Raw genomic sequence first — 15,547 nt, 5'->3', positions numbered from 1 at the left:
ATGTCGCCTGACCGCGGTACCCGCGGCAGGCGGCTCATTCAGGAGGATCATAATGGCGCGCTTCCCGTACTACCGAAAGAATTTGAGAGACCTGGGCGAGCTTTTGGCGAGAGCGGCGATGGATGAAGGCTTGCGCAAGGAGTTTCAAAGCGATCCGAAGAGATTTCTCTCGGCGATTGGTCTGCCTGCGAAGACCACCGAGCTCCTGCGATTTACTGTCGTAGACGAAAAAGAAACTCCGGGTGCAGTTGCCCTGCCCTTCCGCCTGAACGACGCCAAACTCGGCGCCTCAGACGATGCCTACCTGTCTAGCTTGTCATCAATGTTCGTTCGGCCCCGGCTAAACTGACCCCGCCCCATCGAACAGAAACCTCTGGACCAGAGCGGCTCCCTTGTCGAAATTCGCTCGTACCTTCGCGTCCTGAAAGAAGTTGACCCGTGTTCTCCAAACGACGGGATCGTTCACGAAATCCGGCGAATTCTTCAAGATGGTGATCCTGTGCTCGCTGAACCGTCTCAGCGTTTGCAATGCCTCGTGCTCCCGACCCGAGCAGACAAGCGCGGCAACGCGCGTCGTGAGGCCGCCAACGGTCACACCGGCGCCTTTCTCGGTCTGTCGAATTGCAGTCTCGTAATCTTCAGCCGCGAAACAAATATTGGCCAGATACTCGTAGAACACCCGCGGGACGAAGGAAAACAGGCTAAAGGCGCGATCCGCCGTGTTTTTCGCTTCGGCAACATCGCCCGACAATGCCAGACCTTCAGCCACGGACATCAGGTTCGCCGGATCGGCCGAACTCAGGCGTCCGGCATGTTGAAATGCCCTGCGTGCTTCCTCCGGCATATTGGACAGGATCGCCGCCCAGCCATAGACCCTCTGATTCACGGCCTGCCAGGGATCGAGGACAATGGCTCTTTCGGCCAGGTCCAGAAGCCCGTTCAGTCCGTCTGAAGTCGTCTTGTCATAAACCGGGAAATGAAGCTCCTGTTTCATGATGACCGACGCCTTTCCGGCATAGATCATCGAAAAAGAACGATTTGTCCGCTCCAGATCGTCGAGAAGACGCATCGCCTTTTCATCGGACTGAGGCGTGAAGTCCCACAGCAGCGATTCCACCTGGCACCAGCGCGCGAAGACCGAAGTGTTAGCGGGGTTTCTCAGCCGTCCTGTCGCATGAATGTGGATACGCCTGACGATCTGGCTGGCGACGGAGGCAACGTCTTGAATCAGAGCCGGATTGGTGATTTCGTTGAACACGATCTGACCGCTGGTCCGGTCTTCGAATTGAACGACGATCTTGCCAGACCTCTGATCGTGCCGGAATCGCAGCAGGTAGCTGCCCAACTCATGCCCTTCCAGCAGAGCCGGTTTCGGCATGCTTTCGTCGTCGAAATAATCCGATTCGAAGAGATCGAACGAGCGAAACGACGACAGTCCGGAGACGATTTCCTCCCGCAGATGAATGGCGTCCTGCAGACCGTTCTTGTAGAGCGCGGAGGAAACGACGGATATCTCCGGAAGACGGATCGGTTCCTCGCCATTCGCATAAACGCTTCCCGAAGAAACCGCTTCGACCACCTGGCGCATGACCAGTTCGGACCCGGGGACCGGCTCGCCGTGTTTAAGGAGATCCTGCGTTTCCTGATCCGGAGCCTCGTCGAGATGAAGACGCATTTCCCGTTCACAGGTCTTGAACTGCTGGGTGGCCCGTTCACGCTGTCCCAGCTGCATGTACAGCCGGATCAGGACCCGGTGCGCCGTTTCAAGAGCCGGGTCGACCTTGAGAAGAAACTGCGCGCCCGCCTCAACTTGAGCACCGCCGTCTTCCACCTGCGTCTGGTTGAGATGCCTGAACGCGGCGGAGATGACCTGGGAGCGAAGTCTTTCGCGCTCGACCGTGAGCCAATCCGAAAACTCCGGATCGATATCTTCGAACCCGGCAAGGAACTCTCCACGCCACAGGGTGCCCGCCTGAACGAAATCCTCAGCCCGCCCCTTGTCCAAAAGCTCCAGAACCTCGGTCAAATCGGACGAGAAGGTTTCCGGATCGAGCTGGACGTGCCCGGCGGACGACAACACGATGTCACGCCCGGTTTCCTGCTCCGCGGTCTTGAGCTGACGCAAGGCCTGGCGCAGGGATTGCATCGCCTTTTGCCGTTCCGCATTGCTCCAAAGCAGATCCGCAAGCGCCTCTCGAGGGGCGCTCATCGCGTTCATTCTGCAAAGATAGCCAAGAATCGCCAGAGCCTTACGGGTTTTGACGGCAACAGGCTCCTGATCTTTGCCCAAGAGCAAAGGTCGCCCAAGACAAGCGAAACAGTACGCGTTTGCCATCAATTCCCCGCAATTTACGCACAAAATTCTGTTGTGTTGCCGCAAACGGATATGCAACGGCATCGAAGTTGCATTAACACTTTATCACGCTCGTTTCACGCTGCAACAGCATGCTTCCGAGTGGATGGTCACAGCAGATATGCTGTTCTCGGCGAAACAAATACTAGTGGGTAGGTATTATGTCTAAGACAGTTGGCAAACCGAAAAGCGCGGACACCGAGCAAGAGCCGGCCGTTGAGGCGATCAAGCGGATGATCCGTTACACAAAAAAAGAAGCCGACAAAGACGGGCGCACCTTCTGTTCCTATTGCCTCGACATGGCACTCCAGTCCCTGGAAGACGGCTCGGACGACCTCGATCTGATTCTGAAGTCGAAGATAACGCCGCTCATGGTCGGTCAGCAAAACGCGGATTCCGCGAAGGCCTGAAGATCCTGACCCGGTCGCAGCCGCGCCCCGCCATTCAAGCCGCACCGGCTGCTGTTTCTTTGACCGGTGCGGTTGCGCGCAAGACTTTGGATGTCGAAGGAAGTCGTTCAGAGGGCGTTTGCACGTGCGTAGCTCTCCGCAACGAACCGCTCTGCGAATGCGGTTTCCTTCTGATAGGGTCAAGCTGTGAAGAGGTGGCGACCCCGACAGGATTCGAACCTGTGACCATTCGCTTAGAAGGCGAGCGCTCTATCCAGCTGAGCTACGGGGCCTGATGCTTTGAGCGGGCCGCAAACGCGACCGCTTAGACACGATTTCTAAATTGCCTAAAATCGGTCTTTTGTCGATCCTGGACCGCCTGTTTCAACAGGCAATCCCTTCATTTATTTGCCCACTGCCTGAGGGCGTCAAGTCTCAATGCGTCCAGGGAGCAACCCGGTTAAAGCGAAAATTATCCGCGTAGGCAGCGCCGCGCACGACCCGGTTCCGGGGCTTTTCAACACGGTGCGGAATATTGTGGCGCCTGGCATAGGCGACCGCTTCCTCCTGGGTGTCGAAATACAGCCTGACCTGCTGTTTCATGTCGGAAGAAGATGTGTAGCCCATCAACGGCTCGACCGCCTTGGCAACCTCCGGCTCGAAGTCGAGAACCCAGCGCTGGGTTTTTGCCTTGCCGGACTGCATGGCCGTTTTCGCCGGACGGTAGATGCGCGCAACCATTGCCTTTGGCCCCTGGTTCGGTTCATCGGAAAACTAAAATCTGCTTCTTCAGCTTTTTCCCGCCTTTTCGGCGGAAGTCAACATCAAATCTTGCCGGTCGGCGCGAACTTCAGACCCGACAGTGATCGCTAAACTTTTACTAAAATTTCGCCTTCGAACAACACCCGGGTATTAACGCTGAAACCGAAAACTGTCTGTTTTGACAATGAATTAAAATGACAAGGATGGAAGCTCCGTGCTATGAAAAGTGCATCAGGGATTACTTTGTACGAGCAGGAAAACTCGCTCGGCCGCTCAGCGTTTGGTCGGGCTGTCGAATTCCAGCAACCGGACCTTCCGGACGGCAGTCCGTTTGATCCGGGTCATTCTATGTCAGGCGAAGCGCATGCAACAGTTTTTTCAAAAGGGATTGAAAAACTACGTTCCGGAACACGTTCAACCGAGCGTCTCGGATCATAGCGAACTCAAGTCGTCCATCGACGCCGCAAACCTGACCGACATGTGGGACATGATCCTGACCCTCGACTACGGTGTCTCCGGCGTCGAAGATTTGCCGTACGAAAAACGCGATGAATTTCTCAACGTCATGTCGCTGCTCTTAAAGGCGTTCGATAAGTAAGAACGCAGTTTCCAGGCCGATCCGCCATGCTTATCCGTTCTGAAACCCTTTTTACCGAACTCGGCACGCAGGCCATCGAAAGCGGCCTGGCGGATACGACTTTGTCGACCTTCTACGAAACCGTCATGGCACAGGACACCGACGGCAATTTCCAGCAGCGTCTCAAGCCCTTCATGCCGCAACTCAGCCTGTGTTCGGACAAGATGATCAACGGCGCTCCGCCGCCGATCTTCTACGTTGGCCAGGACAGCTGCCAGAGAAGCCTGTTCGGTGAAGACTGGGCGAGCCCCGAGAGCCCTGTGTCGCCACTGCGCACCCCCGACCCGGATCTGGAACTGGCTTCCGCCGAAGGCTATCGCAATGCCCTGAACGGGAAACCCTATTACGGATATGCGAGGGTCCAGGTCGACGTGAACGGGATCGGATACGAAGTGGCCTTCGAGAGACTGATCCTAACGGTGCGCCCTTCCCTGAAATCGACCACCCGTTTCTGCGCCTTTTTCGGCGTCATTCAAGATCTTCAGCGGACGTTCTGACGATCGACTGCGCCAGGATGTGAAGGTCGCTGCGGGTCGAATAAACGAGCCAGTCATCGGCCCGGATGTTGCCCGGTGCGATTTCCCAATGCGTTCCTCTCGGGACAAATCGGCGAAAGCCGATTCTGATCCCGAAACCCCGCTCGGCACTTTTCGCCGACATGAGCCCGTAGTGATAGTCCGGTGACCATTTCAACAGTGAAATCAGGAAGCCCAACTGGGTCAAAGGGACCGCCACCCCCTTGCCACGCAGGTCACGCCGCAGCCAGAGATTGCCGTGATATACAATTCTGCCACGCATGAAATAGGCGTCGTAGGCATGGTCCGTGCCTAGCCTCGCCTGGGGATTGGGGTCGACGAAAATGCGCCGTTGCTGCTGCTGCCAGTAATCCGCGAGACTGCGGTCCTTCAGATCGTCAACCTTCGCCGCCTGGACGGAAACCACGTTTCCAAGGTCATCGTAGGCTCCAAGCCAAAAGGCGGTCGACCCGTGAAGGTCGAAGAACCGCGGCGAGAAATCCTCCATCAGGTATTTGTCCGAAGTTGCCCTGATCGTCTTCTCGAACGCGCTGAAATCCGAGCTTTCCTTTACTGTCAGACCACTTCGCGTGATTTCGGAGCGCAGGACGGCGACCGCCTCCGATACCTCCAGCGTTTCCTGTTGATCGATATCCGGTAACATTCGCCCCACTTGGCGCGGAACGGTTGCCGCGTGTCCGCACCTTCCAAAAATTGAAAGATTGTTGGACAAGAAGACTGTTATGCGGCACCTCGTTACACAAGTCTGCCGAAAAAAAACTTGATGGTTTTCCCTATATTTATTGAGGCTCGGACACGCTTATTGTCGTTAAGGTAAACAAGCGCCAGAAAACCTTCATTCAGACAAAGAAATTATGACACTGCATTCAGAAAAGTTCCAACTTATGGAAAAAGGACGGCTGAAAACGGTTGCGCTCAAGGCAATGCGTCAGGAGCCTTTTGCCGTTGGAGAATCGATCAACAACCGGATGTTTTCATCAAGGCGAGGGATCGCCCGCAGACGGCCCAAACAACCGGCACTGCCGCTGAACTGAAAATCGAAAGGAAAATGGTCGGGGCAGCAAGATTCGAACTTGCGACCCTCTGGTCCCAAACCAGATGCGCTACCAGGCTGCGCTATACCCCGTACCTTGGAATGCCTGCGGTGTATCCGCGTTCGCCGTTGCCGTCAAGTGCGCGAACCCGGGGCTGTTGAGGAAAAGGCTGGCTGCCCGGCAAACGGCCTTCGTACTCTTGCTATTCCCTGTCTATGGACGGGCTGGACACCGTGTCTCCGGGACCGATTCCGAGCTTTGACGTTATGCCGGCATTGAGTTCCAGCACGAATTCCGCCGGTTGTCCGGAAGGAATGGCAACTTCGGAAAAGGGCGTCGTGTCTTTAGCGATGCTGACGATGCGGCCTGTTTTAGCGATATAGATGATGTCGAGCGGCAGCGGCGTGTTTTTCATCCAGAAGTAACGCTCGCCCTCCCCCTCGAACACGAACAGCATACCGTGGTCTGCCGCCATTTCCTCCCGAAACATGAGCCCGCGTGCCCGCTGACGGTCCGTCGACGCCACTTCAGCTTCGAACCGGTGCAAGCTCTCGCCGGATTTGATCACTACCGTTTCCTGCGGAAGCGGCGCCTGCCTCTGCTGCGCCGTCGCAGCCTGGCCGGACACGCCGAGCAGAATCAGAAAAGCCAGAAGCTGGAGCGACCTTTGAACTGCTTTCTCAATCATCTTGAAGCCCTCTTGTCGGCCAGATACCGGCAGACGCTCTTGCGAATTCCGCGCGTACCGCGTTTGACTGGAAATCTCTTGCATCGCCCTCAGCGTTAAATTTCCGGTGTCCAGACAGCAAACGGCGGTTTCGGTAAAACGCGGTTTGCTCCGGTGTTCGGTTGACACCTCTTTGCCTGAACAAAACTGCTTTTCCAAAAAACATTGGCCGGAACATGTCCGGCCATCGAGGAATTGAGCATCGTATCGAAGTTAGTGGGAGGCTGGGATATGGGTTCCTGACCCCAGCGGCCTGATTTCCGCGGCCATCCTGCCCTTCGGACCCTGGCCGAAGCGCACAAGAACGTCCTGGCCCGGTCTCAATTCGGTAATACCGTAGCGGCGCAGGGTTTCCATATGGATGAAAATATCCTCCGAGCCTTCCCCTTGTGTGAGAAAGCCGAATCCCTTGACGCGATTGAACCACTTGACGGTCGCCTTTTCGAAACCGCTTTCCGGCACCACTTGAACATGGGTTCGAGAGGGAGGCAACTGAGAGGGGTGCGTCGCCGTCGACTCGTCCATGGAAAGGATGCGAAACGCCTGCAGTCCGCGCGGCCTGTCGAGGACTTCACAAACGACGCGCGCGCCTTCGTACGCTGTCTGGTAACCGTCCCGTCTGAGGCAGGTAACATGCAGCAGAATGTCATCCTCACCGCTATCGGGGACTATGAAACCGTAGCCTTTCCCGACATCGAACCACTTGATCGTTCCGGCAATCTCAAACACATCGACGGCAACGTCATCCGCCAGTGTTTCGAGTGCGCGGGGTTCCCGTGCGGTTTTAACCCCCATAGCCAATCTGTCCCGTTTCTGGTCCGCATCATGAAGCCAAGTGCGGATAACGACTCACCGCATGGCTGATTCCTGAGAAAAGGATAACATTGCGCTTAATGACGAGAAGCGGAATTGTCGAACTAACCACAGACCATTTAGACTATTTTCGCCGGATCTTAGCCAAAATTTGAAAATGTCTGCGCCAGGGGCGTGCGAATGACAGCCGTGGCCAGCGAATCGAGCGGCGTTTCCTGACCGTTGAGAATCACCAGTTCGGCTCCCCCCTGAACCGCCAGGACCGGCAGCTGTGCCGCCGGGTGGACAACCAGAGATGAGCCGAGAACGAGAAAAAGGTCGCAGTCCTGCGCGCTGAGCGCCGCTCTCTGCAACTCCTTCTCCGGCATCTGCTGACCGAAGCTGACCACAGCCGCCTTCAAAAGACCGCCGCACCGGCCACAGAGCGGGCTCTTTCCGGCGTCAACGGTTTGTCTTTGCGGCTCAAGCTCGGCACGGCTGCCGCAGGACAGGCAGGTCGCGTAAGTCGAATTGCCGTGAATTTCAATCAGATGCTCTTCGGGAAAGCCCGACGCCTGATGGAGGCCATCCACATTTTGCGTGATCAGGGTCTCCAGGCGTCCGGATCGGGCCAATTCGGTCAACGCTCTGTGCGCCGCATTCGGTTTCGCGCGCTGAAAGAACTCCAGCATTTCGAAGCGGCGGTCCCAGTCTTCCAGACGGCTTTCCTCGAACGCCAGGAAATCCTGGTATTGAACCGGTTCCCGTGAAGACCATATGCCGCCGGGCGAGCGGAAATCCGGAATCCCGGAATCGGTTGAGATGCCGGCGCCCGTCAATGCCACGATCCTGAGGTGGGAACCGCTCAGGAAGTGTGCGACAAACTCTTGCGCTTCGGGCAGGCTGATGATCGGTGTCATGGCCGTCCGGCACCCTTTCGAAACATCCCTCGACAGAGGAAAAGGACTAAATCATGCGGTATTTGCACACGATGGTTCGCGTAACCAGCATTGAAGACTCCCTGGATTTTTATTGCAACAAGATGGGAATGGTCGAAACCCGCCGGATCGACAACGAGAAAGGACGTTTCACGCTGATCTTCCTGGCGGCTTCCGACGACATCGAGACAGGAAAAGCCAATGCCGCGCCTCTTCTGGAGCTAACCTATAACTGGGACCCGGAGGATTACGACGGCGGCCGCAACTTCGGCCATCTTGCCTATGAGGTCGACGATATCTACGCGTTTTGCGCCAGCCTGCAGAGCAAGGGTGTCACCATCAACAGGCCGCCGCGTGACGGCAGGATGGCCTTCGTTCGTTCGCCGGACAACATCTCCTTCGAACTGCTTCAAAAAGGCGGCTCCCTTGAAATAAAAGAGCCATGGGCCTCGATGCCCAATACCGGCGAATGGTAAAATAAGCGGTTTGGAGACAGGGGCAGGCCCGATCAACCGGGCCTGCAAAAAATTGTCTGCTTGGCTCTTGCGGGCGAAAGAATTCCCGCCTATAAGCCTCCCCACGACGCAGCCGCGTCGTCCGCGCGCCCATCGTCTAGCGGTCTAGGACGCCGCCCTTTCACGGCGGAAACACGGGTTCGAGTCCCGTTGGGCGTGCCAATCTCACACTTCACATGCTCTGATCGCCGGCGTCTTCCGACGCAACGGTGCCTTCATCGTTTTCGTCCGGCCTCGTCCCTGATCGGTTTGTTTCCAAAGCGAGCGTTGGCCGATCCGATGTTCGTGGCGGTGTCCCGCGTCCAGGAGGCATGCCCTTCTCCCAGGTGTCTGCATCGGCTACACCCAGGTTTGCGATGCGACGAAGGTTTTTCGTGGAGCGCCGACATGGGAGCGCCCGCCAGAAACGTCATGGTTACCCCAAGGTTAGAATGTGTCATAAATTCGCGCGGGCGTACGTGGCGTAACGGTAACGAAAAAGGTATATTGGAACGGAATGAAATTTGTATCTTGATCCCCAACTCGGGTTGCGGACACAAAATGAATTAAAAGGGCACGGGAAACGGCAATTCGCAGACTTGTGACCCCTATTACAGAATGCAAGTGACGTTCGTCATATTGCTCTTTTCGGAGGACGCAGTCCTCACAATCAAGATCGGTTAATCCGACAGGCGACAAAGATTTACGAGAGGACAGGAAATGTTCAAACGCGTGATCGCCGTGCTGGCAATTCTAACGGTGTGGACTGCCCCGGCATTTGCAAAACGTGTTGCCTTGGTTATCGGCAACGGTGCTTACGAGCACACGGTAGCTCTTCCCAATCCGGCCAATGACGCACAAACAATGGCGACCAAGCTGCGCAGCCTGGGATTTGAGGTGGTCGCAGGACAGGACCAGACCTACAACGACATGCGCCGCTCGGTTCTGGACTTCGCCAAAAAGGCCTACGGTGCGGAAATCGCCCTGTTGTTCTATGCCGGCCACGGCATGCAGGTTGCCGGTCAGAACCTCCTCGTTCCGATCGATGCGAAAATCGAGGACGAAACCTCCCTCGACTTCGAAACCATTTCGGTCGACTTCATTCTCCGCCAGATGTCGAAAGACGTGAAGGTGCAGATGGTCTTCCTGGACGCGTGCCGCGACAATCCGCTGGCGCGGACACTCGCCAGGCGCATGGGCCCGAGCCGGTCCGGCAGCCTCGGTGCCGGTCTTGCTGAAATCAAACCGCAGGAAACCGGTGGCGAAGGCTCCGTGATCGCGTTTGCGACAAGCCCTGGCGATGTCGCCCTGGACGGCACGGGAGATAACTCGCCCTTCACCACGGCTCTCATCCGCCACATCGATACTCCGAACGTGTCGATTCAGACCGTTATGACGCGCGTGACCGGCGATGTTTACGACCAGACGGAAAAACGCCAGCGGCCCTGGGTCAACGCCTCGCTGATCGGCGAAGTGTTCCTGAACAAGCAGGCGCAACCGGCCGGCCCTCAGGTCGCCTCGCTCGGCAACACGGCAACCTCGACAGCCCCGGCCCAGGCCCCGGCAGCCTCCGCGGCCGTCAGCGCGGCAACCAAGTCGACGATCGACTGGGAGCGGGAAAAGCTGATTTGGGAAACCGCAAAGTCCAGCGACACCGTCGCAGACTACGAGGCCTATCTGGAAGCTTATCCAAACGGCACGTTTGCAAATTTTGCGCGCAACGCCGTCAAGCGGCTGAGCGGTGGTTCCCAGGTCGCCTCGGTCGATCCGTCGGTTGCAGCCGGCGCTGCAGCGCCTGGCCTGCCTGATCCTCAGAAAGCGGTGCCCGGCACTCCGGAGACCGAAGCCGCCCTCGGCTGGAACCGCACCAAGCGCCGGGAAGTCCAGACACGCTTGAACCTTTCCGGCCAGAGTGTCGGCAGGCCCGATGGCGCTTTCGGCCCCAAAACCCGCTCCGGCGTGACGGCCTGGCAAATGGCGAACGGCATTACGCCGACAGGCTATTTCACCGCGGCCCAGTTCGCCCTGCTGACGACCCAGACACAGGTTCAATACACGGCTTACATGGCTGAGCTGAGCCGCAAGCAGCAGGCGGCGGCAGCATCGCGCAGCGCGACCAGAAGCTCCAGCAACAGGGCCACGAACACACAGCGCAAGTCAGGCGGCGGTGGCGTCAATCCGGCCGGGGCGGCCTTTATCGGCGGCGTTGTCGGCGGCATCATCGGTGGTGCGATCGGTCGCTGAACCACTCATCTGCGAAACAAGACGAAGATGGCCCGGCACAGTCCGGGCCATTTTCTTGCGGAGCATCCTGGTTTCGACAAAGAGGTCGAAACTCTCACCTCAACTGCAAGCTCACCCTTTTGATCCGGGACGCTCTGGCCTCATCCAGAATGCGCACGACAAGCTGGAAATCCGTTTGGCCCGAGGGAACGAGCACCGCCGTTTCCGCCCCCAGTCCGGCAAGTCTGTCGAGCTCCTGCGAGAGCCGTTCGAACGCCAGGTCAACACCATTCACGTTGATGACCGGTTGTTCAAGACCGGGCCTGTTCCGGATCGATATGAACACGGAGGGCTTTTTCAGCTCCTCCGAGACCACCGGCCCGGAAGCCTGTCGCCCGAGCAAAATGTCCAGCGGCCGCCAGACGCCGAAGGAAGACGACAGCAGAAAAAACATGATCAGGATGAAAATCACGTCGATCAGCGGCGTCAGCGGGAGACGCCTGCGCTTGCCGACCGGGGCCGGTATCATCGTCATGCGGTGCGAACCTCGTTCAGTCGGCAGCTGCGTTCAACAAGCCGCAGTTTCGTGAAGATTGTCCGAAACCGCAATCTCAATCTACGGCCGGGTGAGGAAATGCAATCTCGGCCGAGGGAGTTTCTCAGTTCGAACGGTTCAATTCGATCTGAAAAAGCTTTAACCTGACATGGGCTTACACCAAGGGCCCTCGGTCTGGATTCGTTTGATTTGGCTTGGCGATGAACGCTCTGAAAAAATTCTCCTGTTGCTGGGGTCCGGCGCTTGGCAAACCGATGGCGGCAGCCCGTCTTGCCGTGTTCCTCTGCGCCGTCGCTCTTGCAAACACGGCCGAGGCGGGTCTCAGGGTTTGCAACGGGTCTGTCGATCTGGTGAACATCGCGATCGGCTACGAGACGGAAGACGGCCTGAGAACCGAAGGCTGGTGGACGATCACGGCCAACGCCTGCAGCCAGGTGCTTCAAGAACCCTTGCGACAGACAAAATACTATCTGCATGTCGCTGATGGTTTTAGCGAAAGCCGTCTGGGCGGGGACATCACCCTTTGCATACGGGAAGAAAAATTCGTCTTGTACGATGGCGACCAATGCTGGCAAAGAGGATTGATCGAAGCTGATTTTTTTCAGATCGAAACCGAAGGGGCGGAAGACTGGACGGTTCTTCTGTCATATGACTGACCTGGGTATGGCCGGGTGATTGAAATCCGGCTCTGTGCCGAAAAGCTGTTTTGGGGGAATTGATGCGTTTTTCAGCAAGAATTTTACTATCCGCCCTGGTTTGTTCCGCTATGGCTTCCGCCACGCAGGCTCAGGACCTCACCGGTAAAATCGCACTGGAACTCAATCATGTTCAACCCACGCAGGACGGCGGTTGCAGGTTGTCGATCATTGCGACGAATGGCCTGGAAAGACCCATGAGTCAGCTTGGACTGGAAATGGTCGCGTTCAACAAGGACGGTCTCGTTGACCAGTTCCTGCGCCTCGAGTTTTCGCGGATCTCCGCTGGAAAAACCAAGGTCCTTCAATTCGATCTCGCCGGCAAGGCTTGCGACGGCATCTCCCGGCTGCATATCAACGATGTTCGCAATTGTGTTCCGGAGAGCATCCAGGATGTTTACTGCCCGGACCTTCTGGTGCTGAGCAACAAGACACCCATTCAGTTCGGCGACTGACCGCCCCTCACAGTCTTCGGTAAGGGAATGCCGACCGTATGATTGAAACATCCACCTCCCTGCTTGAACTCGGCGGACCGGTCGTTCTGGTTCTGCTTGGCGTGTCCATCGCGGCGCTCGCCGTCATTCTTGCCAAGGTTTTTCAGTTTTCGAACGCCCGGGTCGGCCGGCATGTTCTTGTGCGCCAGGCCGTGTCCCTTTGGCGTTCCGGCGACCGGACAAAGGCCGCCCAAATGCTTCTGAAAGACCGTTCCCTGTCCGCCGGACTGGTGCGCAGCGCGATGGACGCGATCCAGATGCTCGACAAGCAGACCCTGTCCTCCCAGGAACGCGACATTCGGGAAGAACGGCTCAGGGAAGAAATTTCCGCAAGAGCGGCCGACCGCCTGTTTGCTCTGGCCAGTTGGTTGAAGGCCCTGGATCTGGTTACCCAGATCGCACCGCTCCTGGGTCTCCTCGGAACCGTGCTCGGTATGATCGAGACCTTTCAGACGCTACAGGAATCCGGCGCTTCGGCGAACCCGGGTGCTCTGGCCGGCGGTATCTGGGTGGCTCTGCTGACGACCGCTTGCGGCCTTGCGGTCGCAATTCCCGTGTCGGTGGCGGTCACCTGGTTCGAAACGCGGCTGGAAAAGGAACGGGCGGCACTGGAGATCTCGCTTACCGGTGTCTTTACCGCAGGCGCCGTGACACAGCCTGCATCACCGTGAAACCTTGAAGGAAGAAAGCGAAAAGACACCCGGCTCCGCCAGAACAGACGCGATACGGTTTGCAGGCAGCGTTCCGAATCGCGCGGGCTGATTCCGGCTCGGCCGGTTCCAGACGGCAAGCACAAGGGCGGTTTCGCTCTTTGCCCGGGATTGGAGCGTTACCGGCACCGCAAATCGCCAGCCTCCAGCGGTCACGGCGTTTGAGGCGGGAAGGATAAAGCCGCGGCCGTCATGTATTTGACCGGCATCGTCGATCACGTAGAGCTCCGGAGGACCCCTGCCGTTCAAGGGCATGCCGGACTGTTGCGCCTCGGCGATCCGGTCGAGCGGCAAATCCCGTTGAACGATCCCGGTCACAGCACTTCCGCTTTTCACAACCGTCCGGTCGAGATCGACAAGACCCGCGGCTTCGATGCCGTTGGACAGGCCAAGCGCCTCAAGCAACGCGCATTGCGGGCGCGTTATCAAAGTGACGGCAACATTGGCTTCAAAGCCCTGGTCGGCAGCGAATTTTCTGTCAAAATCGATAAAGGCTTCAATTCCGGCGCCATACGCGGCAACCGACGCGCTCTCCGCACCGGCATCTGTCACCGTCAGATGGGCACAGGCACCCGGATCATAACCCGCGACATAAGACGTAACCTTCGCCAGAGGGTCGATGCTGGCAACTTCCTCGGGAGGCACGCCCGGCGCCGCATCGGCAGGTGGCGCGAACACCGGGACGGGTGTCGTTTCTGGCCGGTTTGGGGAAACGGTAGACGTATCGATGTCGCTCGGCTGAACCGCGGCAAGCTCTTGCTTGACCGCGTCAACCGGTTGGACCGCGGGGGTACTCGTTTGTGTGACGATGGCCACCGCATCCGGTGTCCCGACCTGGCCGCTGCCTGAAGAAGGCGTGACGGTGGCCGACACACCGGGATCGACTTGCGCGTCGGAGACCGGAGGTGGCGATATCGCGTTCGCCGTTTCCGGTTCGGTTCCGCTTGAAGCAACGACGGTGGCGTTTTCCTGTGCCAGGACCGGAGCAACGTCCTGATTGCTTTGAACGACCGGCTGTCCCGCTGCCGGGGCGACTACCACGGCGGTAGGCGTGTTGACCGGCGCAACGGCTTCCACAGCCGAGACGCCAGAAAGAGGCGCGACCGGTTCCACAGCGGCCGACGGCGCTGCGACGGAGGAAATCGGCGCGGCCTCTTGTGCCTGCAAAACGACTGCGGGGCCAATATCCTCGTCGCCCGTGACGGTCGCCGGAGCGACGCTGGCCGGCGTTTTCACATCGGGCACAACCGTGGCCAACGGCACAGCCGCTGCGGCCGTTTCCGGCTCCGGAGAGGTCTGCAAGCCAGCCTCCGGCAAAACAGGCGAAATCTCCTGGACGGGCGAGAGTGCAGCTTGCGGTGCCTGCTGGGACTGAACCTGACCGGCAACCACGGTTTCTGGACGCTCAGCAGCGACCGTGGCCACCTGAACGCTCTGACTGCTTACCGCAGTCGCCTCGATCGCATCCGCCTGCGGCACGAGAGGCTTGGCCGGTATGACAGATGGATCCGTTTCCGCCGTTTGCGGCACCGCCGCTTCAACCGTCTCGATCTCGACAGCGGTGGCTGCCTCGAAGACCGGGCCGCCCTCTTCGAGAATGACTTCCGTCTTGACCGGATCGACCGGTTTCTCGGAACTCCAGGGAAAAGCCGGCAAACCATATACAAGAACAGCCAGGTGAAGTGCGACCGAACATCCAAGCACAGCCGGCCAGATATAGGCGGGAACGTCCCACTGACTGTCCAGATTGTACGGGACCGCGGTCACGGGCCGTCCGCTTCGATGGTTACGAGTGACAGTTCTTTTACCCCGTGCCCTCGTAAACGGTCCGCCAGACCGGCGACAGCGGCCATCTCCGCCCGTTTGTCCACCTGCACGGAGACACGCTCGGCGTTTGCGGCAATCGCCTTCAAGAGGTCTTCGGTTTCTTCCACCGACAACAGCCGGCCCTCAAACCAGAGATCGCCGGTCTTCGTCAGCACAAGGCCATTTTGAATGTCGCCCTGGCCGCTTCCGGTGCTGGTTTCAGCCCAGGCAAAGTCCTCAGGCAGAGGTGGCCTGAGCGTTCCGGCGACGAGCAGAAACAGAAGCAGAAGAAACGCAACATTGATCAATGCCAGCGCGCTGTTGTCGGAGCGTTGCGGCATCGTCTTCGGCAGATGGATCGGCTTGGTGTAACGCTTCATGACCGCTTCCCGGGTTTTGAA

General features: G+C 58.0%; 19 protein-coding genes and 3 tRNA genes. 11 read left to right on the top strand and 11 right to left on the bottom strand.

The features are described from left to right. The first annotated feature begins 52 nt into the window (after positions 1-52). Positions 53-349, top strand: coding sequence for a hypothetical protein (locus tag JF539_RS08650; protein ID WP_207139891.1), 297 nt, complete (start codon positions 53-55; stop codon positions 347-349). Here the strand turns inward: JF539_RS08650 and JF539_RS08645 are convergent. Continuing rightward, positions 341-2,209, bottom strand: a complete 1,869-nt coding sequence (locus JF539_RS08645) for a BTAD domain-containing putative transcriptional regulator (RefSeq protein ID WP_207139890.1) — start codon at positions 2,207-2,209, stop codon at positions 341-343. The two genes, JF539_RS08650 and JF539_RS08645, sit on opposite strands and share 9 nt — an antisense overlap. Before the next feature lie 305 nt (positions 2,210-2,514). On the opposite strand from JF539_RS08645, the gene JF539_RS08640 reads away from it, so the two are divergent. Continuing rightward, the gene (locus JF539_RS08640) at positions 2,515-2,763 is read left to right on the top strand and encodes a hypothetical protein (RefSeq protein WP_207139889.1); all 249 of its coding nucleotides are present in this window, start codon (positions 2,515-2,517) and stop codon (positions 2,761-2,763) included. Between the two features lie 195 nt (positions 2,764-2,958). Here the strand turns inward: JF539_RS08640 and JF539_RS08635 are convergent. Both JF539_RS08635 and JF539_RS08630 read right to left on the bottom strand, forming a co-directional pair. Next, positions 2,959-3,035: transfer RNA gene (locus JF539_RS08635), tRNA-Arg, on the bottom strand. A 142-nt stretch (positions 3,036-3,177) separates the two neighbouring features. After that, positions 3,178-3,483, bottom strand: coding sequence for an ETC complex I subunit (locus tag JF539_RS08630; RefSeq protein WP_207139888.1), 306 nt, complete (start codon positions 3,481-3,483; stop codon positions 3,178-3,180). A 385-nt stretch (positions 3,484-3,868) separates the two neighbouring features. On the opposite strand from JF539_RS08630, the gene JF539_RS08625 reads away from it, so the two are divergent. Both JF539_RS08625 and JF539_RS08620 read left to right on the top strand, forming a co-directional pair. Next, the gene (locus JF539_RS08625; protein ID WP_207139887.1) at positions 3,869-4,102 is read left to right on the top strand and encodes a hypothetical protein; all 234 of its coding nucleotides are present in this window, start codon (positions 3,869-3,871) and stop codon (positions 4,100-4,102) included. A 26-nt stretch (positions 4,103-4,128) separates the two neighbouring features. Further along, a complete protein-coding gene (locus JF539_RS08620) occupies positions 4,129-4,638 on the top strand; it encodes a hypothetical protein (RefSeq protein ID WP_207139886.1) in 510 nt (169 codons plus the stop codon). On the opposite strand, the gene JF539_RS08615 is transcribed toward JF539_RS08620, so the two are convergent. Further along, positions 4,610-5,320 carry a hypothetical protein gene (locus tag JF539_RS08615; protein WP_207139885.1) on the bottom strand — a complete coding sequence of 237 codons (711 nt, stop codon included), beginning with the start codon at positions 5,318-5,320 and terminating at the stop codon, positions 4,610-4,612. The genes JF539_RS08620 and JF539_RS08615 overlap by 29 nt on opposite strands. A gap of 211 nt (positions 5,321-5,531) precedes the next feature. Here JF539_RS08615 and JF539_RS08610 point away from each other — a divergent pair, with 211 nt between their 5' ends. Beyond that, the gene (locus JF539_RS08610) at positions 5,532-5,711 is read left to right on the top strand and encodes a hypothetical protein (RefSeq protein WP_207139884.1); all 180 of its coding nucleotides are present in this window, start codon (positions 5,532-5,534) and stop codon (positions 5,709-5,711) included. A 15-nt stretch (positions 5,712-5,726) separates the two neighbouring features. Here the strand turns inward: JF539_RS08610 and JF539_RS08605 are convergent. The 4 genes from JF539_RS08605 to JF539_RS08590 all read right to left on the bottom strand — a co-directional run bounded on the left by JF539_RS08605 (position 5,727) and on the right by JF539_RS08590 (position 8,150). Next, positions 5,727-5,803 (bottom strand) — tRNA-Pro (locus JF539_RS08605). 110 nt (positions 5,804-5,913) lie between these two features. Beyond that, positions 5,914-6,399, bottom strand: a complete 486-nt coding sequence (locus tag JF539_RS08600) for a DUF192 domain-containing protein (RefSeq protein ID WP_207139883.1) — start codon at positions 6,397-6,399, stop codon at positions 5,914-5,916. Between the two features lie 252 nt (positions 6,400-6,651). Continuing rightward, positions 6,652-7,233 (bottom strand): cold-shock protein, encoded by a 582-nt coding sequence (locus JF539_RS08595; protein WP_209017055.1) that lies wholly within the window; start codon positions 7,231-7,233, stop codon positions 6,652-6,654. A 158-nt stretch (positions 7,234-7,391) separates the two neighbouring features. After that, complete coding sequence (locus tag JF539_RS08590) at positions 7,392-8,150, bottom strand: SIR2 family NAD-dependent protein deacylase (protein ID WP_207139882.1); 759 nt, start codon at positions 8,148-8,150, stop codon at positions 7,392-7,394. Positions 8,151-8,203: 53 nt separating this feature from the next. Between JF539_RS08590 and JF539_RS08585 the strand changes: the two genes are divergently transcribed. From JF539_RS08585 to JF539_RS08575, 3 genes are all read left to right on the top strand, one after another. Next, positions 8,204-8,644: a VOC family protein gene (locus JF539_RS08585; protein WP_207139881.1), complete on the top strand. Its 441-nt coding sequence runs from the start codon at positions 8,204-8,206 to the stop codon at positions 8,642-8,644. Between the two features lie 125 nt (positions 8,645-8,769). Beyond that, positions 8,770-8,845 (top strand) — tRNA-Glu (locus JF539_RS08580). A gap of 537 nt (positions 8,846-9,382) precedes the next feature. Further along, positions 9,383-10,906: a caspase family protein gene (locus tag JF539_RS08575; protein WP_207139880.1), complete on the top strand. Its 1,524-nt coding sequence runs from the start codon at positions 9,383-9,385 to the stop codon at positions 10,904-10,906. 94 nt (positions 10,907-11,000) lie between these two features. Here the strand turns inward: JF539_RS08575 and JF539_RS08570 are convergent, their stop codons facing one another. Further along, on the bottom strand, positions 11,001-11,420 hold the full coding sequence (locus JF539_RS08570; RefSeq protein ID WP_207139879.1) for an ExbD/TolR family protein: 420 nt from the start codon (positions 11,418-11,420) through the stop codon (positions 11,001-11,003). A gap of 275 nt (positions 11,421-11,695) precedes the next feature. Between JF539_RS08570 and JF539_RS08565 the strand changes: the two genes are divergently transcribed. The 3 genes from JF539_RS08565 to JF539_RS08555 all read left to right on the top strand — a co-directional run bounded on the left by JF539_RS08565 (position 11,696) and on the right by JF539_RS08555 (position 13,301). Further along, the gene (locus JF539_RS08565) at positions 11,696-12,097 is read left to right on the top strand and encodes a DUF1036 domain-containing protein (protein ID WP_207139878.1); all 402 of its coding nucleotides are present in this window, start codon (positions 11,696-11,698) and stop codon (positions 12,095-12,097) included. 236 nt (positions 12,098-12,333) lie between these two features. Then, on the top strand, positions 12,334-12,591 hold the full coding sequence (locus JF539_RS08560) for a hypothetical protein (protein WP_207139877.1): 258 nt from the start codon (positions 12,334-12,336) through the stop codon (positions 12,589-12,591). Positions 12,592-12,629: 38 nt separating this feature from the next. Further along, complete coding sequence (locus tag JF539_RS08555) at positions 12,630-13,301, top strand: MotA/TolQ/ExbB proton channel family protein (RefSeq protein ID WP_207139876.1); 672 nt, start codon at positions 12,630-12,632, stop codon at positions 13,299-13,301. Here the strand turns inward: JF539_RS08555 and JF539_RS08550 are convergent. Both JF539_RS08550 and JF539_RS08545 read right to left on the bottom strand, forming a co-directional pair. After that, complete coding sequence (locus JF539_RS08550) at positions 13,293-15,107, bottom strand: hypothetical protein (protein ID WP_207139875.1); 1,815 nt, start codon at positions 15,105-15,107, stop codon at positions 13,293-13,295. The two genes, JF539_RS08555 and JF539_RS08550, sit on opposite strands and share 9 nt — an antisense overlap. Next, the gene (locus JF539_RS08545; protein WP_207139874.1) at positions 15,104-15,526 is read right to left on the bottom strand and encodes an ExbD/TolR family protein; all 423 of its coding nucleotides are present in this window, start codon (positions 15,524-15,526) and stop codon (positions 15,104-15,106) included. The genes JF539_RS08550 and JF539_RS08545 overlap by 4 nt, the downstream gene beginning before the upstream one ends. Positions 15,527-15,547: the final 21 nt, after the last annotated feature.

The sequence above is a fragment of the Roseibium aggregatum genome, from assembly GCF_017309185.1.
Lineage (GTDB): Bacteria > Pseudomonadota > Alphaproteobacteria > Rhizobiales > Stappiaceae > Roseibium > Roseibium aggregatum_B.
This window is presented reverse-complemented; position numbering and strand designations above follow the sequence as displayed.